This is a genomic window from Bradyrhizobium sp. UNPA324, assembly GCF_006658635.1.
GTDB lineage: Bacteria > Pseudomonadota > Alphaproteobacteria > Rhizobiales > Xanthobacteraceae > Bradyrhizobium > Bradyrhizobium nanningense.
The window spans coordinates 86,203-111,675 of the sequence record NZ_LFJD01000004.1 but is presented as its reverse complement, the minus strand read 5'-3'; the positions used below and the strand labels follow the sequence as shown (position 1 = coordinate 111,675).

Genomic DNA, 25,473 nt, shown 5'->3' with positions numbered 1-25,473 from the left:
AGAGACAGGCGTTAGGACAATAATCGCAATTTGCCTGAAGGGGGTCTCGCGATGTTGGTGGGCGTGCTCGTCACTTTTCTCGTCGTCATTCTCGTACTTTATCTCATCAACATGCTGCCGATGGACGGTCGCGCCAAGCAGATCGCACGCGTGATCGTCATCATCATCGGCATCGTGTCGTTGTTGAAATATCTCGCGGTGTTCTAGCGAAGGTATCGTAGCCCGGATAAGCGAAGCGATATCCGGGATGCCGCAAAGAGGTCCCGGATGTCGCTGCGCTCATCCGGGGGGCTGCAACAAAAAGCCCCGGCCTTCGCCGGGGCTTCGTTCGCGCGCTTCAGTGCAGCGATTTCAGCCAGTCGTCGACGTCCTGACGAACCTGGTCCTTGGCCTTGCCGTAGCGTTCCTGGAGCCGGCCCTCGAGCTGCTCGCGGCGCCCCTCGATCAATTTGAGGTCGTCGTCAGTGAGCTTGCCCCATTTTTCCTTGGCCGAGCCCTTGAACTGTTTCCAGTTTCCTTCGATCCGATTCCAGTCCATGACCATCTCCCGTGGGTTGATGGCCCGACAACGCGAGCGCCGCGCAGCCTGTTCCGCGGCGCGCCGCGGCGTTTCGCCCAACGAAAAAGCCCCGGCGTGGCCGGGGCTTTTGACGTTTCTGTGCCTTGGCTCAGCCGAGCGCCTTTTTATCCCAGAGCCCTTTTATCCCAGAGTCTTGGCTTCGCGGCGGCGCGCGGTGAGGATGTATTCGGTGTAGCCGTTTGGCTGCTCGCGCCCCCTAAAGATGAGGTCGCATGCGGCCTTGAAAGCGACGCCGTCGAAGGCGGGTGCCATGGGCCTGTAGATCGGATCGCCCGCATTTTGCTTGTCGACGACAACCGCCATGCGCTTCAGCGATTCCATCACCTGCGCCTCGGTGATGACGCCCTGGTGCAGCCAGTTGGCGAGGTGCTGGCTGGAGATGCGCAAGGTCGCGCGATCCTCCATCAGGCCGACATCGTGGATGTCGGGGACCTTGGAGCAGCCGACGCCCTGATCGATCCAGCGCACGACATAGCCGAGGATGCCTTGGCAGTTGTTGTCGATCTCCTGCTTGACGTCGTCAGGTGCCCAGTTCGACTTCGACACCGGAATGGTGAGGATGTCCGAGAGCTTTGCGCGCGGCCCGCCCTTGGTGAGCTCCTCTTGCCGCGCGATCACGTTGACCTGGTGGTAGTGCAGCGCATGCAGCGTCGCGGCGGTCGGCGAGGGCACCCAGGCGGTGGTGGCACCGGCCTGCGGATGACCAAGCTTCTGCGCCAGCATGTCCGCCATCTTGTCGGGCGCGGCCCACATGCCCTTGCCGATCTGGGCATGGCCGGGCAGGCCACAGGTCAGGCCCATGTCGACGTTCCAGTCCTCGTAGGCCTTGATCCAGGCCTGCGCCTTCATCTCGTTCTTGCGGATCATCGGGCCCGCTTCCATCGAGGTGTGGATCTCGTCGCCGGTGCGGTCGAGGAAGCCGGTGTTGATGAACATGATGCGCTTGGAGGCGCGCTGGATGCAGGCCTTGAGGTTGACGGTGGTGCGCCGCTCCTCATCCATGATGCCGACCTTGAGCGTGTTCTCCGGCAGGCCCAGCATCTTCTCGACGCGGTCGAAGATCTCGCAAGTGAGCGACACCTCGTCCGGGCCGTGCATCTTCGGCTTGACGATATAGGCCGAGCCGGTGCGGCTGTTCTTGACCTTGGAATTGCCCTTGAGGTCGTGGATGGCGAGCAGTCCGGAGACGGCGGCATCCAGCAGGCCTTCCGGAATCTCCTCGCCCTTCTCGTCCAGCACCGCGTCGGTGAACATGTGGTGACCGCAATTGCGCATCAACAGCAGGCTGCGGCCGTGCAGCTTGAGCTCGCCCTTGCCGTCGGGCGTCTTGTAGCTGCGGTCAGCGTTGAGCGAGCGCGTCAGCGTCTTGCCGCCCTTCTCGAAATCGGCGGACAGCGTGCCGTTCATCAGGCCCAGCGTGTTGCGGTAGACCAGCACCTTGTCCTCGGCATCGACTGCGGCGACCGAGTCCTCCATGTCGAGGATGGTGGAGACCGCGGACTCCATGATCATGTCGGCGACACCGGCCGGATCGTCCTTGCCGATCGCACTGCTGCGGTCGATCTTGACCTCGACATGCAGGCCGTTGTTGACGAGCAACACCGCGCTCGGAGAAGCCGCATCGCCCTGGAAACCGGCGAACTGCGCCGCGTTCTTCAGTGCGGTGGCGTTGCCGCTCTTGAGCTTCACTGCAAGCTGCCCCGCGACGACGCTGTAGGCGGTGACGTCGGTGTGGCTGCCGGTGGCGAGCGGCACGGCGGTATCGAGGAACGCCTTGGCCTTGGCGATCACCTTGTCGCCGCGCGCCTTGTTGTAGCCCTTGCCGCTCTCGGCAGCGTCGTGCGGGATTGCGTCGGTGCCGTAGAAGGCATCATAGAGCGAGCCCCAGCGCGCGTTCGCGGCGTTGAGCGCATAGCGCGCATTGGTAAGGGGGACCACGAGCTGCGGGCCGCAGATCTTGCCGATCTCCTCGTCCACATTGGCGGTCTCGACCTTCTGCGTCGCCGGCTCCGGGACGAGGTAGCCGATCTCCTTCAGGAAGGCGGTATAGGCATTGAGGTCGAACGCCTTGCCCTTGTTGGCACGGTGCCAGTCGTCGATCTTGGCCTGCAGGGTGTCGCGCACCGCCAGCAATGCGCGGTTCTTCGGCCCCAGATCCTGGATGATGGCGGCAAGCCCGGCCCAGAACGCATCCGGCGCAATCCCTGTTTTCGGGGTCGCTTCCTTGGCGATGAAATCAAACAGGACAGGGGCGATCTTCAATCCGTGGGCGTCGACGCGTTTCATGATGGGCTTTCTTGTTGGAAATGGCTGTTTTTGGCTGCTTTTGACCCGACAGCAGCAAAATGCGCCCACAGGGGGCAGCTTTCGGGCCCTATTAGCCCCAAAACCGGGGCGGTGAGAAGACCCCCGGGGGCTTGTCAAAATGTCAAGATTGGGTGGGGCGGGCGGTATTCGGAACGCGCCCTTGGCGTCCTCTGCCAATGCAATAAGCGCGATCTCAATCCCGGGTCGTCCTGGCGAAAGCCAGGACCCATTACCCCAGGGAGGAGTTTGGCGGAGGACCGACGTCCGGTACTTCGACCGCTCGTAGTCGATAGATCACGCGGTATGGTCCCGGCTTTCGCCAGGACGACACCATTGATGTGGCGCGAAGTGTGCTCCCAAAGCGGAGCGCGCCCCTCAAATATTCGCGGCGAGGTCCACGGCCTCGTCGAACAGCACGCCCGTTGTCTTCAGCATCTGCTCGATCTCATCGGCGGCCTCGGTAACAGTTCGTGTCGAGGTGTCGATCACGAGCTCGGCCGCTTGCGGCGCCTCGTAGTCGTTGCCGATCCCCGTGAACGAGGCCAGCGCGCCGGCGCGCGCTTTCTTGTAATGGCCCTTGGGATCGCGCTCCTCGCACACTTCGGCAGGCGTCGCGACGTGGATCTCGCGGAAGACGGTGTCGGCGATGCGGCGCGCGGTCGCGCGATCCTCGCGGGCCGGGGAGACGGCGGCGACGATGGCGATGTGGCCGTTACGCGCCAGATGCGTCGCGACTTCCGCGAGGCGGCGGATGTTCTCGCTGCGGTCCGCGGCAGAGAACCCGAGATCGCTGTTGAGACCTGCGCGCAGCGTGTCGCCGTCGAGCAGGATCGGCGAGCCGCCATTGCTGAACAGCCGCCGTTCCAATGCCTTGGCGAGCGTCGATTTGCCGGACGCCGGCAGGCCGGTGAGCCAGACCACGGCACCATTGTGCTGATAGCGCGCGGAGCGTTCGTCGGGACGCAGGGCCGATTCCACCGGTACGATATCGACGGGCACGGCGCGCTGGCCGGCATCGACCGACAGCACCAGGCCGCCGCCGGCAATGCGTCCGGAGATCTCGATCACGAGACGGCCGGTCCGCGGGTTCTCGGTGTAGGGATCGGTAGCAATCGAATTTGAAAGAGAAATATCGATCTCGCCGACATGGTTGCGGCCGATCGCCTTGTTCTCGCTGCTCGAGAGCTCGCCCGGATCGACCGCCTTCTCGATGGCGACCACGGTGGCGCGGCTTTCCTTCGGCCCGCAACGCACCAGCAGCTGGTCGCCCCTGGCGAGCGGCTTGTCGTGCAGCCAGAAAATCCGCGCGCGCAGCCGGCGCGTTTCGCGTGGAGCTGTGCTCGCATGCGCGACGATGTCGCCGCGCTCGATGAACAATTCGCGGTCGAGCGTGATGCCGACCGAACGGCCGGCGCCTTGCCGGCCGGTGACCGGCGTCACCGGCCAGCTCTCGACCGTCTTGATCCTGGCGATCTTGCCGGCCGGCATGATCACGATCTCGTCGCCGGCCTTGAGGCTGCCGGATTCGATGCGGCCCGCCACGATGCGGCGGTCGTCGAACTTGTAGATCGCCTGCACCGGCAGGCGCAGCGCCAGCGCCTCCAGCGGCCGCGCCGGCTCGAGCCTGTCCAGCGCTTCGACCACGGTCGGTCCCTTGTACCAGCCGATCCGATCGGTGTGCTCGGCGACGCCGTCGCCGTCGCGGGCGGAAATCGGGATCACGGCCGTGGGCTTCACGCCGAGGCCATTCAGATGCGCGGAAATCTCGTCGCTGATCGCCTTGAAACGATCGGCGGAAAAGTCGACGCGGTCCATCTTGTTGACGACGACCGCGACCTGCTTCACGCCGAGCAGATGCAAGAGATAGCCGTGCCGCCGGGTCTGGTCGCGCACGCCTTCGAGCGCGTCGATGATCAGCACCGCGCCGTCGGCCTGCGAGGCGCCAGTGATCATGTTGCGCAGGAATTCGGCGTGGCCGGGCGCGTCGATCAGGACGATATCGCGCGAATTGGTGCGGAAGCGGATCTGCGTGGTGTCGATGGTGATGCCCTGGTCGCGCTCGGTCTGCAGCGCGTCGAGCAGGAACGACCATTCGAACGGCATGCCGCGCCGTGCGCTGACGGCTTTCAGCATGTCGAGCTTGCCGTCGGGCAGGCTGCCGGTCTCGTGCAAGAGGCGGCCGACCAGCGTCGACTTGCCGTGGTCGACGTGGCCGACGATGACGATGCGCACTTGCGGACGGGTGGTGCCGTTCGGCGTGGCGGGCGAGGTTGGGGTGACGATCATGTTCATATCGCGCTCGCGTCCTTGAGATCAGAGATAGCCGGCGACGCGCAGGCGCTCGAAGGCGTCCTCGGTCTCGTGGTCGAGCGCGCGCCCCGCGCGCTCCGGTATCTTGGTTTGCTCGAGCTCGATCAGGATCTCGTCGATATTGGACGCCGCCGAATTCACGGGATTGGTAATGTCCTGATCGCCCAGCGAGCGGTAGCGCTTGCCGTTTTGCGACAGATAGAGCGGGATGATCGGGATGTTCTCGCGCTTGGTGTAGGCCCAGATATCGGCCTCGGTCCAGTGCAGGATCGGGTGGATGCGCAAATGCGCGCCTTGCGGCGGCGAGGCGTTGAAATGGTCCCAGAACTCCGGCGGCTGGTCGCGCACGTCCCAATTGCCCTCGAGGCCACGCGGCGAGAACACGCGCTCCTTGGCGCGGGTCGCTTCCTCGTCGCGGCGGATGCCGGCGATCAGGCCGTCGAAGCCATATTTGCCGAGCGCCATCTTGAGGCCTTCGGTCTTGCGCGCTGCGGAGCGAGCGGCCGGCGGCAGCGTCGGATCGACGGCATCGATGGGCGGGCAGGGCTCGACGCGCAGATCGAGATCCCACTCTTTTCCGTAGTGATCGCGGAAGCGGTACATCTCGGGAAACTTCTTGCCGGTGTCGACATGAAGGGCCGGGAACGGCATCTTGCCGAAGAAGGCTTTTCGCGCCAGCCAGATCATGACGTTGGAGTCCTTGCCGAGCGACCACAGCAGCGCGATCTTCTTCAGCCGCGCGAAGGCCTCACGGAAGATGTAGATGCTCTGCGCCTCGAGCTGGTCGAGATGGTCCATGCTCGGCGCAACATCGACAGAAAATTCTTGCGAGCCCGCGCGTGCGACGGGGGCTTTGCTGCTCATTCCGACAGAAGCGGAATCGTCCTTGAGAAGATGCATCTCTGCCACTTTGCGTTTGGAGGCGAAAATTCTATAGTCGCGATGCCAAGGAGAAGAAAAAATTTTCTCTTTGCGCGCTTGAAACGACACATATATAGAAAATAATTCCAGTCAACCCCGATGTGGGGGAAGCGAGTATCGTATGCGGTTCTTGCCGATGTTCCTCGATCTCAAGGCCGGGCCGGTGGTTCTCATCGGCATGGGCGAGTTCTTGCGCGCTAAGCTGCGCGTGCTCGCCTCCGCCGGCGCGCGCATCCGCGTGCATGCGATCGACGGCAATCATCATCTCGGCCTTAGCGCGGAAGACGCGGCGCGCATCGAAATCCTAACGGGCGATCCGCTCGCCGCCGATCTCTCGGGCGTCATCGCCGTCGTCTGCGCAGGCGCAGGCGATATCGGCGTGGCGATGTCGGTTCGCGCCAAGGCGCTCGGCCTGCCCGTCAACGTCATGGACGATCTCGATCATTCGAGCTTCATCTTTCCGGCGATCGTCGACCGCGGCGATGTCGTGGTCGCGATCGGCACTGGCGGGACATCGCCGGTGGTGGCGCGCCGCGTGCGTGAGAAGATCGAGGCGCTGCTTCCGGCGCGCATCGGCGAACTCGCCGAGTTCATCGGCGGCTTCCGCAAATCCATCAACGAGCGCATCGCCGAGTTTCCGCTGCGCCGCCGCTTCTGGGAGCGGGTGATCGACGGTCCGATCGGTGCCGCCGTGCTCGCCGGTCGCAAGAGCGAGGCGGACGTCGCGCTGAAGGCGATTGCCGATCCCTCCGAATTTGCGCGTGCCGACAAGCCAGAAGGTTCGGTGGCGCTGGTTGGCGCCGGCCCCGGCGATCCAGACTTGCTCACCATCAAGGCACTGCGCGCATTGCAGGACGCCGACATCGTCTTCCATGACGAGCTGGTCTCGGGCGAAATTCTCGACCGCATCCGCCGCGACACCACGCGCGTTGCCGTCGGCCGCCGCGTCGGCAGGCCCGGCATCGGCCAGGACGCCATCAACCAGCGCATGATCGAGGCCGCGCAAGCCGGCCAGCGGGTGGTGCGGCTGAAGGGCGGCGATCCCTTCGTGTTCGGGCGTGGCGGCGAAGAGATTGAAGCGCTGCGCGCCGCCGGTGTCGCCTATTCGATCATTCCCGGCATCACCGCAGGCCTCGGCGGTGCCGCCGATTTCGAGGTGCCGCTCACCTACCGTCACGAGGCGACCCGCATCACCTTCCTCACCGCACACAAGGCGCGCGACGCGGAAGCCGCGGACTGGTCGACGTTGACCGACACCAAGATGACCATCGTCGTCTACATGGGCGTGTCCGCTGCACCTGCCGTGCGCACGGGCCTGCTCGCCGCCGGCCGTTCGCCGGAGACGCCGGTCGGTGTGTTCGCCCGCGTCACGCGTCCCGATGCACAGGGCGCGATCGGCACGCTTCGAGACCTCCCCGAGCTCGCACGGCGGGCTGATGGCGGTCCCGCCATTCTCATCATCGGCGACGTGGTCCGTCATACCGGTTCGCTTCGCCGCCAGACACCCAACCAAATCATCTCTGACCTATTGGATGCAGCCGAATGACCTCCCCGCTCGAACAGAAGAAGATCAAGATCGCCGGCCCCTCGGTCGTGACCGCCAACCGCACCTGGGACGGCATCGTGGTTTACCGCACCGCCGCCAAGAGCTGGTCCGCGGACCTCTCGGAAGCCGCGATCGTGCGCAACTCCGACGAGGCCAAGGCGTTGCTTGCGGAGTCCGTCGCCGATGACGTCGGCGCGATCGGACCCTATATCGCCCCGGTGCAGGTCGGATCGGACGGCGGGATCGAACCCGGCAATCTGCGCGAACAGATCCGCCGCACCGGTGTGACCATCGGACAGTCGGCTCAGGCTTAAGGCATCTTCTTATGTATGCTTACGACGAAATCGACCGCACGCTCGTCAACGAGCGCGTCTCGGAGTTCCGCGACCAGGTGAAGCGGCGCCTCTCCGGCGAACTCACCGAGGACGAGTTCAAGATGCTGCGCCTGCAGAACGGCGTCTATCTGCAATTGCACGCCTACATGTTCCGCGTCGCGATCCCCTACGGCACGCTGGCGACGAACCAGCTGCGGGCGCTCGCCCATGTCGCGCGCAAATACGACCGCGGCTACGGCCACTTCACCACGCGGCAGAACATCCAGTTCAACTGGATCAAGCTCGCCGAACTGCCGGACGCGCTGGAAGATCTTGCCAAGGTCGGCATCCATGCGATGCAGACCTCCGGCAACAACATGCGTAACGTCACCTCGGACCAGTGGGCCGGCGTCGCGCCCGGCGAGATCGAGGATCCGCGAATCTGGTCGGAGCTGATCCGCCAGCACACCACGCTGCATCCGGAATTCTCGTTCCTGCCACGTAAGTTCAAGATCGCGATCACCGCGTCGGACCATGACCGCGCCGCGATCAAGATCCACGACATCGGCCTCCGCCTGATCCAGAACGAGAAGGGCGAGACCGGCTTCGAGGTGCTGGTTGGCGGCGGTCTCGGCCGCACGCCGTTCATCGCCAAGACCATCAAGCACTTCGTGCATGGCCGCGACATCCTCAGCTACATCGAGGCGATCCTGCGCGTCTACAACCAGTACGGCCGCCGCGACAACATCTACAAGGCGCGCATCAAGATCCTGGTGCACGAGCTCGGCATCGAGAAATTCTCGCGCGAGGTCGAGGACGAGTGGCAGCATATCCGCAATTCCTCGCTTCAGATCGACGACGAGGTGATCGAGGACATCCGCTCGCGTTTCACCTATCCTCCTTACGAGAAGCTGCCGCACATGCCGGACGAGTTGCGCCAGGCCGCGGCCGATCCGGATTTCGAGGCGTGGCGCAAGAACTCGGTGGCCCCGCACAAGGTGCAGGGCTATTCGATCGTCACGATCTCGCTGAAGCCCACCGGCGGGCCTCCGGGCGATGCCACCGCAGAGCAGATGGATGCGCTGGCCGATCTCGCCGACAAATATTCCTTCGGCGAGATTCGCGTCGGCCACGAGCAGAACCTGGCGCTGCCGCATGTCGCCAAGCGCGACCTGCCGGCGCTTTGGAAGGCGCTCGACAAGCTCGGCCTCGCAACCCCGAACGTCAATCTGATCAGCGACATCATCGCCTGCCCCGGGCTCGATTATTGCTCGCTGGCGAATGCGCGCTCGATCCCGATCGCGCAGGAATTGACGCGGCGCTTCGCCAATCACGAGCTCGCCAATTTGATCGGCCGGCTCCACATCAACATCTCCGGCTGCATCAACGCCTGCGGCCATCACCATGTCGGCCATATCGGCATTCTCGGCGTCGAGAAGAACGGCGAGGAGGTCTACCAGATCACCATCGGCGGCCGAGCCGACGAGAACGCCGCGCTCGGCACCCTGATCGGGCCGGGCGTGAAGTTCGACGAGGTTGCCGACGTCATCGAGGACATCGTGGAAGCCTATCTGGCGCTGCGCGAGCGGCCCGAAGAGCTGTTCATGGACACCGTGAAGCGCCTCGGCGTCGAACCCTTCAAGGAGCGCGTCTATGCCACTCGTTAACGGCGGAAAGATCACGGGCGACAGCTTCGTCAAGCTCGCCGTCGACACGCCGCTGCCCGAGGGCGGCGACGTCCTGGTGCCGGCCGAACGCTTCCTGGGCGAGGCGGACACGCTGCTCAACCGTTCGGGCAAGGTCGGCGTGATCTGGCCCAACAACCGCGACATCGCCGAGCTCGTGCCGTATCTCGGCAAGATTGCGACGGTCGCGCTGGTATTCCCGACCTTCCGCGACGGCCGTGCCTACAGCCAGGCTCGCCTGCTGCGCGAGCGCTACAATTATCGCGGCGAATTGCGCGCCACCGGCCAGGTGTTGCGTGACCAGTTCGTGTTCATGCTGCGCGCCGGCTTCGATTCGTTCGACGTCAAGAAGCAGGCCGACGCGGAAGCCTTCATGCAGACTGCAAAGCGCTATTCGGTGTTCTACCAGCCGACCGGCGACGGCCGCATCACGGCTTTGCACCGGCGCATGCAGTTGCGTCACTCCGAGGGTGTCGGCACGTGAACGTCGTTCCGTCTCAGCTCGCTCCGGTCTCCGTCTCTGCGCCGCCTTCCGCGGAGGAGCTCGATCGCGCCTTGCGCGATGCCTCGCCTGCGGAGATCATCACTGCGGCGCTGAAGACGGTCGGGCGCGAGAAGCTGGCGCTGGTGTCGTCCTTCGGTACGGAATCGGCGACGCTGCTGAAGGTGATGGCGGATGTCGATCCGGCCATCCCCGTGATCTTCCTCGATACCGGCTGGCTGTTCGAGGAGACGCTCGCCTATCGCGACACGCTGATCGCGACGCTGGGTCTGAAGGATGTCCGCTCGATCAAGCCGGCCGAGGAGAGCCTGTCGCGCGAGGATCCCGAGCGCGAGCTCTGGTTCTCCGATCCCGACGCCTGTTGCCGCATCCGTAAGGTGGAGCCGCTGGCGCGCGCGCTGAAGCCCTTTGATGCCTGGCTCAACGGCCGCAAGCGCTTCCAGGGCAATGCGCGCACCGATATTCCGGTCGTCGAGGACGATGGTGCGCGGTTGAAGTTCAATCCCTTCGCCAACGTCTCGCGCGAGGAACTCGAGGCAATTTTCGTCCGCGCCAAATTGCCGCGTCACCCCTTGGTCGCCTCCGGTTTCCGGTCAGTTGGGTGTATGCCTTGCACGAGCAGGACGGCCGAAGGCGAGGATGAACGCGCCGGTCGCTGGCGCGGCCGAGCCAAGACAGAATGCGGCATCCATACGATGAAGACCTCGTAGCACAGCTACGTTGCCACGCTGCGAACAAGAAAATCCGGTTTCGTTGACTTAAGCGCGTTTCGCCGCGAGTTTCGCCTGCCTTCGCTGACACCGGCGTCAGTGAAGTGAATGGAGATGGACATGATGCGCCGTATCGTTCCGCTCGCTGCAGGCCTCGTCTTGACGGTTTTCTTGGCAAGCTCGGCTCTCGCCGCTGACATCAACCTCTTGAACGTGTCGTACGACCCGACGCGCGAGCTCTATGCCGAGTTCAATAAGGCATTTGCGAATGCCTATCAGAAGGAGACCGGCAGGAGCGTCGAGATCAAGCAGTCGCATGGCGGCAGCGGCTCGCAGGCGCGTAGCGTGATCGACGGATTGCAGGCCGACGTGGTGACGCTCGCGCTCGCCTACGACATCGACGCGATCGCGGCCAAGGGCCTCACGGCGGCGGACTGGCAGAAGCGATTGCCGCAGAACTCGTCACCCTATACCTCCACCATCGTGTTCCTGGTGCGCAAGGGCAATCCCAAGGCCGTCAAGGACTGGGACGACCTGCTCAAGCCCGGCGTTGCCGTGATCACGCCCAACCCGAAGACGTCGGGCGGCGCGCGCTGGAATTATCTTGCGGCCTGGGGTTTCGCACAGAAGAAATACGGCTCAGCCGACAAGGCCAAGGATTTCATCGGAAAGCTCTACCAGCAGGTGCCGGTTCTGGATACCGGCGCGCGCGGCGCTACCGTGACCTTCGTCGAGCGCGGCGTCGGCGACGTCCTGCTCGCCTGGGAGAACGAGGCGTTCCTCGCGCTGAAGGAGTTCGGCGCCAGCAAGTTCGAGATCGTGGCGCCGCCGCAATCGATCCTCGCCGAGCCGCCGGTCGCGATCGTCGACAAGGTGGCCGACAGGAAGGGCACGCGCAACGCGGCCGACGCCTACCTGCAATATTGGTACACGAAGGAAGGTCAGGAGATCGCCGCGCGTAATTTCTACCGTCCGCGCGATGCCGAGATCGCCAAGAAGTACGAAAACGCCTTCGCCAAGGTCGAACTATTTACGATCGACGACGTTTTCGGTGGTTGGACCAAGGCGCAGAAGGAGCACTTCGCCGACGGCGGTATCTTTGACCTGATCTACAAGAACTGATCGGGAGCTGTCTTAGGACGCTTTAGCAGGGGGCCTGGTGAGCGCAATCGCAGCACGACGCCGGACGTTGCCGGGCTTCGGTCTCACGATGGGGCTGACGCTGTCCTGGCTGTCCGTCATGATCCTCATTCCACTCGCCGGGCTGTTCCTGAAGTCGCTCGAGCTCAGTCCCGAACAGTTCTGGAATATCCTCTCCAGCCGCCGCACCTTGAATGCCCTGCGCGTCTCCTTCGGCCTCGCCTTCGCGGCGGCCTGCGTCAATCTCGTCATGGGCAGCATCATCGTCTGGGCCTTGGTGCGCTACCGCTTTCCCGGTCGCCGGCTGTTCGACGCCATCGTCGACGTGCCCTTCGCGCTGCCGACGGCGGTCGCGGGCGTCGCGTTGACCGCGCTGTTCGCCGAAAAGGGCTGGCTGGGCGCGCCGCTCGCGGCGCTCGGCATCAAGGTGGCGTTCACGCCGGTCGGCATCTTCGTCGCCATGATCTTCATCGGCATTCCTTTCGTGGTGCGCACGGTGCAGCCGGTGTTGCAGGATCTCGATCCCGAGATCGAGGAGGCCGCGGGCAGCCTGGGCGCCAACCGCTGGCAGACCATCACCCGTGTGATCCTGCCCTCGCTGGCGCCGGCTCTGCTCACCGGGCTCGCGCTCGCTTTCGCCCGCGCGGTCGGCGAATACGGCTCGGTGATCTTCATCGCCGGCAATCTGCCCAACGTGTCCGAGATCGCGCCGCTGCTCATCGTGATCCGCCTGTCGGAGTTCCGCTATGCCGACGCGACCGCCATCGCGGTGGTCATGCTCGTCGTGTCCTTTGTCGTCATCTTAGCCGTCAACCGACTCCAGCGCTGGGCGCAGAGCCGGGTACCGGCGCGTTGAGGGCGGACCATGGCGATGCAGATTGCCGACTCCATTTCGCTCTCGGTCTCCGACGCCAAGGCGCGTGCGGCGGCAGCGCGCGACAATCTCCGCACCGAGCCGCGCGCGGTGCGCACCGTTATCATTGCGCTGGCGGTGAGCTTTCTCACCGTCTTCGTCGTGCTGCCACTGGTGGTCGTGTTCGCGCACGCCTTCTCCAAGGGCATCCTCGCCTATTTGGCCGCACTCGCCGAGCCGGAAGCGCTGGCTGCGATCAGGCTGACGCTGCTGGTCGCGGCGATCTCGGTCGGCCTCAACCTCGTCTTCGGCCTCGTCGCGGCCTGGGCGATCGCAAAATTCGATTTCCCCGGCAAGACTTTCCTGATCACGCTGATCGACCTGCCGTTCTCTGTGAGCCCGGTGATCTCCGGCCTCGTCTTCGTGCTGCTGTTCGGCGCGCAGGGCTATTTCGGCGGCTGGCTTCGGGATCACGACATCCAGATCCTGTTCGCGGTGCCCGGCATCGCGCTCGCCACTACCTTCGTGACCTTCCCGTTCGTGGCGCGTGCGCTGATCCCTCTGATGCAGGAGCAGGGCACCCAGGAGGAGGAAGCCGCGATCTCGCTGGGCGCCTCAGGTCTTCAAACCTTCTTCCGCGTCACGCTGCCCAACATCAAATGGGGCGTGCTCTACGGCGTCCTGCTCTGCAACGCGCGCGCGATGGGCGAATTCGGCGCAGTCTCCGTCGTCTCCGGCCATATCCGCGGCGAGACCAACACCATGCCGCTGCTGGTCGAGATCCTCTACAACGAATACCATTTCGTCGCCGCCTTCGCGATTGCCTCGCTGCTGGCGATGCTGGCGCTGATCACGCTGATCGCCAAGACGGTTCTGGAACGCCATCTGGACGAGGGATACGCAGGTGACCATTGAAGTCAGAAATCTCGTCAAGACGTTCGGCAGCTTCAAAGCCCTCGACGGCGTCGACCTCAAGGTCGACAGCGGCGAGCTGGTGGCGCTGCTCGGGCCATCCGGATCGGGAAAGACCACGTTGCTCAGGATCGTCGCTGGCCTCGATTGGCCCGACGCCGGTGAAGTCCTCATCAACGGCGAGGACGCGCTGGCGCAGGGCGCGCGCGAGCGGCATGTCGGCTTCGTGTTCCAGCATTACGCGCTGTTCCGCCACATGACCGTGTTCGAGAACGTCGCCTTCGGCCTGCGGGTGCAGCCGCGCGTGGTCCGGAAAGACGAGGCTGCGATCCGGGCGCGGGTCAAGGAGCTGCTCGACCTCGTGCAGCTCGACTGGCTTTCCGACCGCTATCCGAGCCAGCTCTCTGGCGGCCAGCGCCAGCGCATCGCGCTCGCCCGCGCGCTCGCGATCGAGCCGCGCATCCTGCTGCTCGACGAGCCGTTCGGTGCGCTCGATGCCAAGGTGCGCAAGGAGCTGCGAAAGTGGCTGCGCTCGCTGCACCACGAGATCAACGTCACCTCCATCTTCGTCACCCACGACCAGGAGGAGGCGCTGGAAGTCGCCAACCGCGTGGTGGTGATGGACAAGGGCAGGATCGAGCAGATCGGCTCGCCGGACGACGTCTATGAAAGCCCGGCAAGCGCGTTCGTCCACGGTTTCATCGGCGAATCCATCGAGCTGCCGGTTCGGGTCGAAGGCGGCGTCATCAGGCTCGGCGGCCGGCCGCTCGCCCTTGCGGCGGATGGGCTTGCGCCTGGCGCGTCAAGACTGTTCGTGCGGCGACATGACATGTTGGTCGGCCCGCCCGGCAGCGGCGCCTTCGAGGGCATCGTGCATCACGTCCGCAATTTCGGTCCCGTGCAGAGGGCCGAGGTTGCACTGTCAGACGGCAAGACCATCGAGATCGACGCACCCCGCGACAAGGAACTGCGCGCCGGTGATACGATCGGCCTCGAACCGCGCCGTTACCGGATCTTTGCGGGGTAAGGCCCCGTCATTCCGGGGCGATGCGGAGCATCGAACCCGGAATCCCAAGATTGTAGCGCGAGATTCCGGGGTCAGTGCTGCGCACTGCCCGGAATGACACGAGCAGATTTTCTTCAAAATTCACCTTTCAGCCATTGTTGGTATGCAACAACGGCCCCCTCATTCGGGGGCCCCTACATGCGCGCTGCGGCCGCAATTCTCATCACTTTGCTGCTCGCCGGCTGTGCCGGCAACGAGGCACCGGTCCAGCAGCCGTCGATGTATACCGACATGGCGGCCCCTGGCGCCCAGCTCGACGCGCAGGCCGCCGCCGTGATGATCTCGCAATACCGCCAGAACAACATCCTCGGCACGGTCGTGGTCGACCCCGATCTGATGCGGCTCGCCGAATCCCAGTCCAACGCCATGGCCGCGGCCAACAAGATGGACCATGACGTCCGTGCGCCCTTGGCCAAGCGCCTCGCCGCGGGCGGCTATCCTGCGACCGTGGCGGTCGAGAACATCTCGGCCGGTTATCATACGCTGGCGGAAGCGTTTTCCGGCTGGCGCGACTCGCCTCCGCACCGCGCCAACATGCTCAAGAGCGGTGTCACAAAATTGGGCATCGCGGCGAGCTATGCTCCCGGCACCAAATACAAGGTGTTCTGGACCATGATCTTGGCCTCGACCGAGCGATAAGCCAGACTTGATCCCGGCATGCATTGACGCCGCGGTGGAGTGTCGCCACGGTGGCGCGCCATTGCTATTGTTCTCCCATGATTGATCGTAGCCCGGAATCCGCCAGCATCCCCGCCAATGCGCAACGCGTCCTGGTCCTGCAGGGCGGCGGCGCGCTCGGCTCCTACCAGGCCGGCGCCTTTCAGGCGCTGTGCGGCTTCGGCTTCGAGCCGGAATGGGTCGCCGGCATCTCGATCGGCGCGGTCAACGCCGCCATCATCGCCGGCAACGAGGGGCAGACCCGCGTCAAACGGCTCAAGGAATTCTGGGAGATGGTCTCCGCGCCGGTGCCGTGGAAGCCGATCGGCAAGAGCGACCACAGCCGCGAGTTGTTCAACTCGACCAGTGCCGCGCTGATCGCCACCTTCGGCGTGCCCGGCTTCTTCGTCCCACGCGTCCCGCCGGCGCCGCTCTGGCCGCTCGGCAGCCCGCAGGCCGAAAGCTATTACGACACCGCACCGCTGAAGAAGACGCTGGAGCGTCTGGTCGATTTCGATCGCATCAACGACCTGAAGACCCGCCTATCGGTCGGCGCGGTCGGCGTCACCTCCGGCAACTTCAAATATTTCGACAATTACGAGTTCAAGAAGCTCGGCAAGAAGATCGGCCCCGAGCACATCATGGCCTCCGGCGCGCTGCCGCCCGGCTTTCCTTCCGTCGTGATCGAGGGCGAGCATTATTGGGACGGCGGCATCGCCTCCAACACCCCGCTCGACTATGTGCTCGATGCCGAGGTCGACCGCGACATGCTGATCTTCCAGGTCGACCTGTTTTCCGCGCGCGGCGATCTGCCGACCTCGCTGCTGGAGGCCACCGAGCGCGAGAAGGACATCCGCTATTCCAGCCGCACGCGGATGAACACCGACAAGAACAAGCAGCTGCACAACGCCCGCAGGGCCGTGCGCGATCTGATCGGCAAATTGCCGGACTATCTGAAGAACGATCCTTCCGTTGAATTCCTGGCGAAGGTGTCGCGCGAAAGCACCGTCACCGTCGTGCATCTGATCTACCGCAGCAAGAACTACGAATCCTCGTCCAAGGACTATGATTTCTCGCACGTCGCCATGGTCGAGCATTGGGAGGCCGGCGTGAACGACGTGCATCTGTCGATGCGCCACAAGGATTGGCTCGAGAGACCACAGTCCGGCGAGACCATGGTGACTTACGATCTCACGGGGGACGTGTCCGCGCCCCCGGCAAAAAGGAGCGAATAGAATGGGTAGTCTGTCAGGCAAGAACGCCGTCGTGACCGGGTCCACCAGCGGCATCGGGCTTGCCTATGCGCGTGCGTTCGCCGGCGCCGGTGCCAACGTCGTCATCAACGGTTTCGGCACGCCGGAGGATATCGAGAAGGAGCGCGCCAAGATCGAACAGGACTTCAAGGTGAAGGCGATCTACTCGTCCGCCGACATGACCAAGCCCGCCGAGATCGCCGCGATGATCGCGCTCGGCGAGCAGACGTTCGGCTCGGTCGACATCCTCGTCAACAATGCCGGCATCCAGTTCGTTTCGCCGGTCGAGGAGTTTCCGATCGAGAAGTGGGATCAGATCATCGCAATCAACCTGTCCTCCGCCTTCCACGGCATCCGCGCCGCGGTGCCCGGCATGAAAAAGAGGGGCTGGGGCCGCATCATCAACACGGCGTCCGCGCACTCGCTGGTGGCCTCGCCCTTCAAGTCGGCTTACGTGTCGGCCAAGCACGGCATTGCCGGCCTCACCAAGACCGTGGCGCTGGAGGTCGCGACCCACAAGATCACCTGCAACTGCATCAGCCCCGGCTATGTCTGGACGCCGCTGGTCGAGAAGCAGATCCCCGACACGATGAAGGCGCGCAATCTGACGCGCGAGCAGGTCATCAACGACGTGCTGCTCGCCGCGCAGCCGACCAAGGAGTTCGTCACCTCCGAGCAGGTCGCCGCGCTGGCGCTGTTCCTGTGCAGCGACGACGCCGCCCAGATCACCGGCACCAATCTTTCCATCGACGGCGGCTGGACCGCGGCGTAAAGCGCTCAGTGTCGTAGGGTGGGCAAAGGCGCGTCAGCGCCGTGCCCACCACCTTTCTGTGATTGAGACGAGTGGTGGGCACGCTTACGCTTTGCCCACCCTACGATTCTGTCGCCCGGGCGGGCCTAATGCGTCCACGCCAACGCCGTCACGAAGGCCGACGACAGGTTCAATTCCACAAACATGATCTTGCCGGCGACGAGGAACAGCACGCTGGCAAGCGTCAGGCGCAGCACTGTCTCGGGCACACGCGTGGCGCTGTAGCTGCCGACGATGATGCCGGGCACCGAGCCCATCAGCAATATGCTCATTAGCGCCCAATCCACGTCGCCGAGCGCCCAGTGCCCGATGCCGGCGACCAGCGTCAGCGGCACCGCATGGGCGATATCGGAGCCGACGATGGCCACCATCGGCAGGCGCGGATAGAGCAGCAGCAGCACGGTGACGCCGACCGCGCCGGCGCCGACCGACGAGATCGACACCAGCACGCCGAGCACGATCCCGGTGACCACGGTCGCGATTGCGGTGGTGCGATCGTCGACACGCTCCAGCCTGCCGCGGTAGCGCTCCATGATCGACTTGCGGAAGATCAGCGACGTCGCAGTCAGCAGAAGCGCAAAACACAGCACCAGGTTGATCAGGCTACGCTCGGAATCGCTTTTGAGGTCGAGTTTCCACAGCACCAGCAGCGTCAGCGCACTGGCTGGAATGCTGCCGCAGGCGAGCCGCAGCACCGCCGGCCAGTGCACGCTGCGCGACCAGCCATGCATGAGGCTGCCGCCGGTCTTGGTAGCGGCGGCATAGAGCAGGTCGGTTCCGACCGCTGTGGAGGGATGAACACCGAACAGCAGGATCAAGAGCGGCGTCATCAACGAGCCGCCGCCCACGCCGGTCATCCCGACAAGCAGGCCGACGCCGAATCCAGAGGCGACATAGAGCGGATCGAACATGTCAGGTGAATCTTAGGTTGATCTCGTCGGTTGAGCAATACGAAGTAGAATAAAGTTCCAACGAGAGGCAACCTCCTGGATAAAATAAGAAAAATTGTGCTACCAGGCAAGGATAAGGGGGCGTTTCGCCTCTTTCGCGAGCTTGCCGCGAAACAGCCGTCCCTCGGAGCCGCGATCAAGCATACTGCTTTCCGGGCTCGTTCAGCCCCCCGAGCGGCCGTCGTGACGTATGGCGGACGTGGACAATATGGATGACGTCACCATTGACACGACGAAATATCCCGAATGGATAGCGCACGACTGTTGCTACGCGGACCTGGGAACGGTGCGCGACGCGTGGCGCGGAGAAAGGTGCGCGTCGAATGCGCCCGATGACGTCGATGAATTTTTGTCCGACAGCTCCGGCGATCACAGGGCTGGCGTTGGTGGCATAATACGTCGCGATGCCTGCGAGATCAGCAAGCGCTTCTCGCGTTCAGACGACCTTCATCCGCGCTGAAACTTCGCGAAGGCCTCCGCAACCTCGGCATCCGTAGCGACCTCGCCACGATCGATCGAGGCCAAAGCCGCGTCGATGCTCCGCAATTCCTCTTGCGTTGCCAAGTACTCGCCGCCGAGCAGCTCGTTCTCAATTTCGCTAGCAATTGCAACCAGCTCGTTCTGGGCCTCTTCAGACCAGGTCTGAGCACGTTCCAGAAGGTTTCGCAGATCGCTTGCAGCCATAACCCGACGATATCAGGTGCCACACTGCTTTCCAATTGCCTCAGGCCCTTCGATAACGCCCGAACGCCAGCACGTGCAGGCCAAGGCGTTGCCGCACGATCCAGAACAACAGCACCGTCTCGAAGGTGAGGGAGATCGAGGTCGCGGCTGCGGCGCCGTGGCCGCCGTAGTGCGGTACCAGCGCGATGCAGAGCACGACGTTCATCATGAACGCCAGCGCATAAGCGAGCGCGCAGATCTTCTGCTGACCGAGCATGTTGAGCAGCCGCTCGACCGGCCCGATCGCGGCGCGCACCACGAGCCCGATCGCGGCGACGAACATGATGTCGTAGCCGACCACAAATTGCGGTCCGAACAGCCAGAGCAGCGGCTTGCCGAGCGCGAGCAGCACGATGGTCGCCGCCAGCGACGGCCAGAACGTCCAGTTGATCGCATGCGCCACATAGGCCGACAGCCGTGCCTTGTCGCCGCTTGCATTGTATGCGGCGAAGCGATGCGCCGTCGTCGCCGACATCGCGTAGTGGATGAACGAAACCAGCGCCAGCGTCTTCACCACCGCAAAGTAGACGCCGACCTCGTCGGAGGGGCGGAACTGCTGCAGCACCAGCACGTCGGTGTAGGACAGCAGCAGGTAGAAGCTCTCGACCAAGAGGATCGGCAGCGAGACGGCGAGCCAGCCGCGGATGTCATACGTCCTGGGGCCGGACGGAATATGATCGGCGAGCTTGCGGTTCAGCACCACCATCTGCCCCGTCATCGCGATCCACACGGCACCCAGGCTCGCGACCATCGCGGCGACCGCACCGAGATGATAGCCGAGCAGGAAGGCCGCGCCCGTGATGCCGATGATCAGCGCCTGGCGAATGATGAATTGCGGCATCAAGCCGAGCTGCATCCAGTCATGCGAGCGCGCGATGCCGTCCTGGGTGTTGGCGACGACGAAGGCGGGTAGCGTCATGCAGCCGATATAGAGCGGCAGCACCTCGGCGGGATCGAGCCAGGGCGACAGCAGCCTGACGATGCCGGCAAGGACCAGCGACACCAGCGTGGACACCGCGAAGGTGAGCCAGCGGCTGCCTCCGAGGAAGCCGCGCAAGAGCGCGTGGTCGCCACTGGCCCGATATTCGGGAATGATCTTTTGCGCGGAGGCCGAGATGCCGAAGTCCATCATGCTGCCGAGCAGCAGCACCCAGGTCCAGACATAGACATAGATGCCGTAGTCGGACGTGCCCATCCAGCGCGCCAGCAGCACCTGCGAGAGATAAGCGAGCCCGGCGCTGATGACGCGGATGACGAAGATGGTGCCGGCCAGCCGCCGCGTCAGCGAGGCCTCACTCGATCCGCCCGAGAGCTTGGCCCGCAGTCGCGCGATCAGCCCGGCCGGTCCGGTCGTTGCGGGTTCTGCATCCATCACGGCCAATTCGAAGATCCCTCAGGTCGCCCGGCATGCTGGCAGGTGAGGAATTAGCAACCATTCGTTAAGATTGGGTTGGGTGGGGCGCGGCGTCGCGCCACCGCACCTGTCGGCCCTGCGGACGCGGGGACCCATAACCACAGGCAGAAGTCGCTACGCAACCTGGCAACGACGAGCCTTCGCCAAACCACTCCCTGGGCTATGGGTGGCGGATCTGCGCTTCGCTTGTCCGGGACGACAGCTGAATGCGGAGCGTCGGCAGCGCAACTCACTCCAAATTCGTATTGAACTCGTACGACTTCTCCGGCCCGACCAACGTGAATTTCAGCGCTGCGCCGTCGGGCTTGGCGCCCGGCGGCAGGCCGTCGAGTTCGAAGGAAAACCGCATCACCCCAGGCGGGCTGGGCTGCACCGGAGCCGGAATCGGCAGGGCCCAATCGGGCGTCGGCCCTTCCACGTACAGATTGACGCTGCCGCTTTCGGGCGCGACCACGTCGACCACCACATTCTTGGGACCGTCGCGCTTGACGTCGCGGATGGTGAGCGGATTGGGATCGCCGATATTGGCCGGCTTCGGCACGGTGTCGAGCGCGGCACGCAAATTGGCATCCTCGGTCGAGGCGACGCTGTTGAAGCCGAGCTCGGCGTGGACCTCGACCGGAATGCAGAGCTTCTCGCACACCGCGTAATTGATCTCCGCACGCAAGGTCACGGGTTTGTCCGCAGCCTTCGCGACGATGCGCAACGGCAGCACGATCTGGTCATGATAGCCGATCGAATGGCCGCCGGCGCCATCATCGAATTTCAGCGGCGCCGGCCACATCACCGTCACCGCCTCGACATTGTCCGACTTCGAGAAGTCGAACCGCGGCGGAACGCCGGAATCGCCGGGGGTGCGCCAGTAGGTTTTCCACCCGTGCTGAAGCTGGAACGCGATACCGCCGAGCAGGACGGCGCCGCTGCGCGATCCCGCCAATAGCCGCACCGCGGAATGTCCGTCGCGCTGCCACGGCGAAGCGTCATCGGCGCGGGCTGCGACGGCCAACGACGACGCAAGCAGGGTTGTCGCGACGCCAATCGCCGCACGCAGGGGAACTCTTGTGAGCATAGCACGTCTTTACAGGGTCAGCCCCGGGCAAACCATTGAATTGCTTGTGATGGATGCACTTGTATCGACTCTCTGCAAGCCTTGATTTGACAGCCGCCCGGCCCAACATCAGGATAGGAATTGAAACCGGAGTGCTTTACCGATGGCTCCCACAGGTAAGAGGACGGGCGAAAGCACCCGCCGCGCGGGTCCGGCGCTTCCCAATTCGGCCGGTTATCTCGACGGCCGGCTGCTGATCGCGATGCCCGTCATGGGCGATTCCCGCTTCGAGCGCTCGGTGATCTATCTCTGCGCCCATTCGGCGGAGGGCGCGATGGGCATTATCGTGAACCATCCGGCCGGCAGCATCGACTTCCCCGAGCTGTTGGAGCAGCTCGGCATCATCAAGAAGGGCGAGCACATCAAGCTGCCGGAGAATGCCGAAAGCATGAAGGTGCTGCGCGGCGGCCCGGTCGATACCGGCCGCGGCTTCGTGCTGCATTCGAGCGACTTCTACATCGAAAACGCGACGCTGCGGATCGACGACGGCGTCTGCCTCACGGCGACCGTCGACATCCTGCGCGCCATCGCCAGCGGCTCCGGCCCCAAGCACGCCATTCTCGCGCTCGGCTACGCCGGCTGGGCGCCGGGCCAGCTCGAGACAGAGATCCAGAGCAACGGCTGGTTGCATTGCGACGCCGATGCGGATCTGATCTTCGGCGACGACGTCGACGACAAATACAACCGCGCCCTGCAGAAGATCGGCATCGATCCCGGGATGTTGTCGAACGAGGCGGGGCACGCGTAGCTGCTCGGGGACGCTTTGCCATAGTCAACCGCGACATCCTCGGCTGTCGTGCGTCACCCTCCGCTGTCGTCCCGGACAAGCGCGCCTCAAGCGCGCGCAGATCCGGGCCCCATACTTCGAGGGAGGAGTGTGGCGCGAGCTCTCAACCACTAGCCTTTGTCAAACTCCGCCCTGTGGTCATGGGTCCCCGATTTTCGCTGCGCTCGTCCGGGACGACAGCGGAATATGTCGCTACTCCGCCGCCTGCTGCTGCACCGTGGGCTCCGTTCCCGCCACCGTGGCACGGCGCATGTCGCGGGGCTGCGACTGGTCGTAGCGGCGGACGCGGTGCATGGTCTGGCGGTTGTCCCACATCACGAGGTCATGCAGCTTCCATTTGTGGACGTAGACGAACTCGGGCTGCGTCGCGTGCTCGTTGAGATCGCGCAGCAACAGCCGTCCCTCCGGCACGCTCATGCCGACGATCTTGCCGGCGTGCGATGACAGATACAGCGATTTGCGGCGATGCACGGAATGTGTCCGCACCAGCCGCTGCAGCACCGGCTTGAACATCACCTTCTCCGCGTCGGTGTATTCGGTGAAGCCGAGCGATCCGCGCGAATACATCAGCGAGTGTTCACAGACGAGATCCTCGATCTCCGCCTTGGTCTCGTCGTCGAGCGCGTCATAGGCGGCGCGCATGTCGGCGAACTCGGTGTTGCCGCCCTTCGGGTTCACCACGCGCGCCGACAGCAGCGAGAACTTCGCAGGGATCGGCCGGAACGAGCTGTCGGAGTGCCACAGGCAATTGCCGAGGTTGAACAGATTGGCGCGGCTGTCCTTCGGGAGCGGCTTGCCGTCCTTGCCGAGGTTGGAGACGTCGTTCAGGCCCGAGGTGAGGCGGTATTCGTCGGCCTTGGTGATGTTGCCGCCCCGCGCATCCTCGCGCTGGCCGAAGTTGAGCGCAAAGGCCATCTGCTGCTCGTCGGTGATGTCCTGATCGTGGAAGACCAGCACCGCGTATTTGTCCATGGCGGCCTCGACCTCGCGCGCCTCATCCGGTGTGAGCGGCTTGCGCAGATCGAGGCCGGATACCTCGCCGACAAAATGCTTCTGAAGCTGCCGGATGGCGATCGTCATGGCGTTTCTCCCGCGGGTCGCGAGCGGTTGGTCCCGCTCTGTCGGTCTAAAAAGCTACTCCCGCGCTCGCGGTTGTCAACGCGCGGCGCGCATGGCTGCCCGTAGCCGGGGTGAGCGCAGCGATACCCGGGAACGGTGAGGCAAAGTCCCCGATGTCGCCTTGCTCATCCGGGCCACGCACCTTTGTAACCTCCTACGCGTTCCGCGCCATCAGCCCGCCGTCGACCGGAATCACCGCGCCGGTGAGGAAGGACGCCGCCGGGAGGCACAGGCTCAGCGTCATATGCGCGACCTCCTCGGGATCGCCGTAACGCAGAAGCGCGGTGCGGCGCTTGGCGTAGATCGTCTTGTGCTCTTCCGAGATGCGATCGGTGATCGCCGTGCGGATCGGGCCCGGGCAGATGCAGTTGACGGTGATGCCCTCGCGGCCAAGCTCGACCGCCAGTGAGCGGGTGAGGCTCGCAACGCCGCCCTTTGCCGCCGAATAGGGGCTGTGCAATGCGGTGGCGCCGAGCGCCTCGGTCGAGGCGATGTTGACGATGCGCGGGCACTTCGACTTGCGCAAATGCGGCAGCGCGGCGCGGATGATGCGCGGATGCGCCGTCAGCATCACCGCGATGCCCCTGGCCCAGGCGTCCTCGTAGGTCTCGTCGTCGATCGCGACCCGCACGGAGATGCCGGCATTGTTGACGACGATGTCGATTGCGCCGAAATGCGCGGCGACCTCGCCAACCACGCGCTTGATCTCGCCGCCGTCGGCAACGTCGAGCTTCCATGCCTTCGCCGATCCGCCGTTCGCGGCAATCTCCTCGGTCACCGCGTGCGCGCCTTGCGCGTCGAAATCGGTGACGGCGACATTCGCGCCTTCAGCGGCGAACACGCGCGCGGTCGCGCGCCCCATGCCGCTCGCCGCACCGGTGACGAGAACGGTCAGGCCCTTGACGGACCGGCTGAGCTCTTTGAACTCGGACATGTTGTTTCCTTGGGAAGCTGCTTGTTCTTGTTATGATTGACAAGGCTGGCATCGATCCGCAGACAGGTCAAACAAGCAAGATAAAAGGGAGGCCGCGATGGCGAACGAGCTCGATTTCTCAGGCAAGCAGGTGCTGGTCGTCGGCGGTTCGAGCGGGATCGGCAATGGCATCGCGCAGGCTTTTCGCACCAGAGGCGCGGAGGTCGCGGTGTGTGGCACGCGTGCTCACGCAACGGAATATTCAGCCGAACAAGGTTCCGATCTCACCGGTCTTTCCTACGTGCAGCTCGACGTCAGTAACCCCGGTGCGATCGAGGCTTTCAAACCGGCCTTTGACAGGCTCGACATCCTCGTGCTGGCGCAAGGCGCGGTGCTCTATCGCCGCGGCGAGTTCGAGATGGCCGGCTTCCGCAAGGTGGTCGAGGTCAATCTGATGAGCCTGATGGCCTGCGCGACGCGGTTTCATTCCATGTTGCGGGATGCGAAGGGCGCGCTGATCATGGTGTCCTCGACCGCGGCCTATCATTCCACCATGGGCAATCCCGCCTACAACGCCTCGAAGACCGGTGCGGTCGGATTGACGCGGACCCTGGGCGAGGCTTGGGCCGAGGACGGCATCCGCGTCAACGGCATCGCGCCGGGGCTCGTCGACACCAAGATGACGAAGGTGACGACCGACAATCCCAAGCGGCTCGAAGGCGCGCTCGCGCGCATCCCGCTGCGGCGATTGGGCACGCCGGCCGACATGGCGGGCGCGGCGCTGTTCCTGGCCTCGCCGCTGTCGTCCTACATCATCGGCCAGACGCTGGTCGTGGATGGCGGCCTTATCTTGTAGCCGGGGTGAGCGCAGCGATACCCGGGAACGGTGCAC

26 protein-coding genes are annotated in these 25,473 nt (G+C 64.3%); 15 read left to right on the top strand and 11 right to left on the bottom strand.

Annotated features, from left to right (window positions below):
• The first annotated feature begins 51 nt into the window (after positions 1–51).
• Positions 52–207, top strand: a complete 156-nt coding sequence (locus UNPA324_RS00550) for a Thivi_2564 family membrane protein (protein WP_008546817.1) — start codon at positions 52–54, stop codon at positions 205–207.
• 130 nt (positions 208–337) lie between these two features.
• Here UNPA324_RS00550 and UNPA324_RS00545 read toward each other — a convergent pair whose 3' ends face one another.
• The 4 genes from UNPA324_RS00545 to cysD form a co-directional block, all read right to left on the bottom strand.
• A complete protein-coding gene (locus UNPA324_RS00545) occupies positions 338–538 on the bottom strand; it encodes a CsbD family protein (RefSeq protein ID WP_027553924.1) in 201 nt (66 codons plus the stop codon).
• A gap of 162 nt (positions 539–700) precedes the next feature.
• Positions 701–2,866, bottom strand: coding sequence for a malate synthase G (locus UNPA324_RS00540; protein WP_128922147.1), 2,166 nt, complete (start codon positions 2,864–2,866; stop codon positions 701–703).
• A gap of 396 nt (positions 2,867–3,262) precedes the next feature.
• Positions 3,263–5,179 (bottom strand): adenylyl-sulfate kinase, encoded by a 1,917-nt coding sequence (gene cysC, locus UNPA324_RS00530; RefSeq protein WP_128922146.1) that lies wholly within the window; start codon positions 5,177–5,179, stop codon positions 3,263–3,265.
• Positions 5,180–5,200: 21 nt separating this feature from the next.
• Positions 5,201–5,995: a sulfate adenylyltransferase subunit CysD gene (gene cysD, locus UNPA324_RS00525; RefSeq protein WP_128922145.1), complete on the bottom strand. Its 795-nt coding sequence runs from the start codon at positions 5,993–5,995 to the stop codon at positions 5,201–5,203.
• 244 nt (positions 5,996–6,239) lie between these two features.
• On the opposite strand from cysD, the gene cysG reads away from it, so the two are divergent.
• The 12 genes from cysG to UNPA324_RS00465 all read left to right on the top strand — a co-directional run bounded on the left by cysG (position 6,240) and on the right by UNPA324_RS00465 (position 17,528).
• Positions 6,240–7,664 (top strand): siroheme synthase CysG, encoded by a 1,425-nt coding sequence (gene cysG / locus UNPA324_RS00520; protein WP_141932934.1) that lies wholly within the window; start codon positions 6,240–6,242, stop codon positions 7,662–7,664.
• The gene (locus UNPA324_RS00515) at positions 7,661–7,978 is read left to right on the top strand and encodes a DUF2849 domain-containing protein (protein WP_128922143.1); all 318 of its coding nucleotides are present in this window, start codon (positions 7,661–7,663) and stop codon (positions 7,976–7,978) included. Before cysG ends, UNPA324_RS00515 begins: the two co-directional genes overlap by 4 nt.
• Before the next feature lie 11 nt (positions 7,979–7,989).
• Positions 7,990–9,645, top strand: coding sequence for a nitrite/sulfite reductase (locus tag UNPA324_RS00510; protein WP_141932932.1), 1,656 nt, complete (start codon positions 7,990–7,992; stop codon positions 9,643–9,645).
• Complete coding sequence (locus tag UNPA324_RS00505) at positions 9,632–10,147, top strand: DUF934 domain-containing protein (RefSeq protein WP_128922141.1); 516 nt, start codon at positions 9,632–9,634, stop codon at positions 10,145–10,147. Before UNPA324_RS00510 ends, UNPA324_RS00505 begins: the two co-directional genes overlap by 14 nt.
• Positions 10,144–10,875 (top strand): phosphoadenylyl-sulfate reductase, encoded by a 732-nt coding sequence (locus tag UNPA324_RS00500; protein WP_128922140.1) that lies wholly within the window; start codon positions 10,144–10,146, stop codon positions 10,873–10,875. The genes UNPA324_RS00505 and UNPA324_RS00500 overlap by 4 nt, the downstream gene beginning before the upstream one ends.
• 120 nt (positions 10,876–10,995) lie before the next feature.
• Positions 10,996–11,997, top strand: coding sequence for a sulfate ABC transporter substrate-binding protein (locus tag UNPA324_RS00495; protein ID WP_164936598.1), 1,002 nt, complete (start codon positions 10,996–10,998; stop codon positions 11,995–11,997).
• Between the two features lie 37 nt (positions 11,998–12,034).
• Positions 12,035–12,871, top strand: a complete 837-nt coding sequence (gene cysT, locus UNPA324_RS00490) for a sulfate ABC transporter permease subunit CysT (RefSeq protein WP_181769243.1) — start codon at positions 12,035–12,037, stop codon at positions 12,869–12,871.
• 9 nt (positions 12,872–12,880) lie between these two features.
• Positions 12,881–13,783, top strand: a complete 903-nt coding sequence (cysW, locus tag UNPA324_RS00485) for a sulfate ABC transporter permease subunit CysW (RefSeq protein ID WP_141932927.1) — start codon at positions 12,881–12,883, stop codon at positions 13,781–13,783.
• Positions 13,773–14,807: a sulfate/molybdate ABC transporter ATP-binding protein gene (locus tag UNPA324_RS00480; protein WP_128922136.1), complete on the top strand. Its 1,035-nt coding sequence runs from the start codon at positions 13,773–13,775 to the stop codon at positions 14,805–14,807. The genes cysW and UNPA324_RS00480 overlap by 11 nt, the downstream gene beginning before the upstream one ends.
• Before the next feature lie 177 nt (positions 14,808–14,984).
• On the top strand, positions 14,985–15,485 hold the full coding sequence (locus tag UNPA324_RS00475) for a CAP domain-containing protein (protein WP_128922135.1): 501 nt from the start codon (positions 14,985–14,987) through the stop codon (positions 15,483–15,485).
• A 77-nt stretch (positions 15,486–15,562) separates the two neighbouring features.
• Positions 15,563–16,738, top strand: a complete 1,176-nt coding sequence (locus UNPA324_RS00470; RefSeq protein WP_128922134.1) for a DUF3734 domain-containing protein — start codon at positions 15,563–15,565, stop codon at positions 16,736–16,738.
• 1 nt (position 16,739) lies between these two features.
• Positions 16,740–17,528: a 3-hydroxybutyrate dehydrogenase gene (locus UNPA324_RS00465; protein WP_128922133.1), complete on the top strand. Its 789-nt coding sequence runs from the start codon at positions 16,740–16,742 to the stop codon at positions 17,526–17,528.
• Positions 17,529–17,653: 125 nt separating this feature from the next.
• Here UNPA324_RS00465 and UNPA324_RS00460 read toward each other — a convergent pair whose 3' ends face one another.
• From UNPA324_RS00460 to UNPA324_RS00440, 5 genes are all read right to left on the bottom strand, one after another.
• Positions 17,654–18,478, bottom strand: a complete 825-nt coding sequence (locus UNPA324_RS00460; RefSeq protein ID WP_128922132.1) for a sulfite exporter TauE/SafE family protein — start codon at positions 18,476–18,478, stop codon at positions 17,654–17,656.
• Between the two features lie 175 nt (positions 18,479–18,653).
• Positions 18,654–18,923 carry a type II toxin-antitoxin system RelE/ParE family toxin gene (locus UNPA324_RS00455; RefSeq protein ID WP_349630222.1) on the bottom strand — a complete coding sequence of 90 codons (270 nt, stop codon included), beginning with the start codon at positions 18,921–18,923 and terminating at the stop codon, positions 18,654–18,656.
• A gap of 41 nt (positions 18,924–18,964) precedes the next feature.
• Complete coding sequence (locus UNPA324_RS00450; RefSeq protein WP_141932925.1) at positions 18,965–19,201, bottom strand: hypothetical protein; 237 nt, start codon at positions 19,199–19,201, stop codon at positions 18,965–18,967.
• A 40-nt stretch (positions 19,202–19,241) separates the two neighbouring features.
• The gene (locus UNPA324_RS00445) at positions 19,242–20,621 is read right to left on the bottom strand and encodes a flippase (RefSeq protein ID WP_430641880.1); all 1,380 of its coding nucleotides are present in this window, start codon (positions 20,619–20,621) and stop codon (positions 19,242–19,244) included.
• 262 nt (positions 20,622–20,883) lie between these two features.
• Positions 20,884–21,723, bottom strand: a complete 840-nt coding sequence (locus UNPA324_RS00440) for a protein-disulfide reductase DsbD domain-containing protein (protein ID WP_141932923.1) — start codon at positions 21,721–21,723, stop codon at positions 20,884–20,886.
• Positions 21,724–21,865: 142 nt separating this feature from the next.
• Between UNPA324_RS00440 and UNPA324_RS00435 the strand changes: the two genes are divergently transcribed.
• Complete coding sequence (locus UNPA324_RS00435) at positions 21,866–22,510, top strand: YqgE/AlgH family protein (protein ID WP_128922128.1); 645 nt, start codon at positions 21,866–21,868, stop codon at positions 22,508–22,510.
• 231 nt (positions 22,511–22,741) lie between these two features.
• On the opposite strand, the gene UNPA324_RS00430 is transcribed toward UNPA324_RS00435, so the two are convergent.
• Both UNPA324_RS00430 and UNPA324_RS00425 read right to left on the bottom strand, forming a co-directional pair.
• Positions 22,742–23,629 carry a TauD/TfdA dioxygenase family protein gene (locus UNPA324_RS00430; RefSeq protein ID WP_141932921.1) on the bottom strand — a complete coding sequence of 296 codons (888 nt, stop codon included), beginning with the start codon at positions 23,627–23,629 and terminating at the stop codon, positions 22,742–22,744.
• Between the two features lie 193 nt (positions 23,630–23,822).
• Complete coding sequence (locus UNPA324_RS00425; protein ID WP_128922126.1) at positions 23,823–24,602, bottom strand: SDR family NAD(P)-dependent oxidoreductase; 780 nt, start codon at positions 24,600–24,602, stop codon at positions 23,823–23,825.
• 97 nt (positions 24,603–24,699) lie between these two features.
• Between UNPA324_RS00425 and UNPA324_RS00420 the strand changes: the two genes are divergently transcribed.
• Positions 24,700–25,437 (top strand): SDR family NAD(P)-dependent oxidoreductase, encoded by a 738-nt coding sequence (locus tag UNPA324_RS00420; protein WP_128922125.1) that lies wholly within the window; start codon positions 24,700–24,702, stop codon positions 25,435–25,437.
• The last annotated feature ends 36 nt before the right edge of the window (positions 25,438–25,473 follow it).